The sequence below is a fragment of the Rossellomorea aquimaris genome (genome assembly GCF_001877785.1).
GTDB lineage: Bacteria > Bacillota > Bacilli > Bacillales > Bacillaceae_B > Rossellomorea > Rossellomorea aquimaris_A.
In genome coordinates, this window is the sequence record NZ_MINN01000123.1 from 1 (window position 1) to 586 (window position 586).

1 rRNA gene is annotated in these 586 nt (G+C 50.7%); it reads right to left on the minus strand.

What is annotated here, in order from left to right:
- Nucleotides 1-586 (minus strand): 23S ribosomal RNA (locus BHE18_RS18340); the annotation flags it as partial.

The following is a 586-nucleotide window of genomic DNA, read 5'->3' on the forward strand; positions in this document are numbered from 1 at the left end:
GCTCTGACTACTTGTAGGCACACGGTTTCAGGTTCTATTTCACTCCCCTTCCGGGGTGCTTTTCACCTTTCCCTCACGGTACTGGTTCACTATCGGTCACTAGGTAGTATTTAGCCTTGGGAGATGGTCCTCCCAGCTTCCGACGGGATTTCACGTGTCCCGCCGTACTCAGGATCCACTCAAGAGGGAACGAAGTTTCAACTACAGGGTTGTTACCTTCTTTGACGAGCCTTTCCAGACTTCTTCGTCTACTCCGTTCCTTTGTAACTCCGTATAGAGTGTCCTACAACCCCAAGAGGCAAGCCTCTTGGTTTGGGCTACATCCCGTTTCGCTCGCCGCTACTCAGGGAATCGCATTTGCTTTCTCTTCCTCCAGGTACTTAGATGTTTCAGTTCCCTGGGTCTGCCTTCCATACTCTATGTATTCAAGTATGGATACTGTTCCATTACGAACAATGGGTTCCCCCATTCGGAAATCTCCGGATCAAAGCTCACTTACAGCTCCCCGAAGCATATCGGTGTTAGTCCCGTCCTTCATCGGCTCCTAGTGCCAAGGCATCCACCGTGCGCCCTTCATAACTTAACC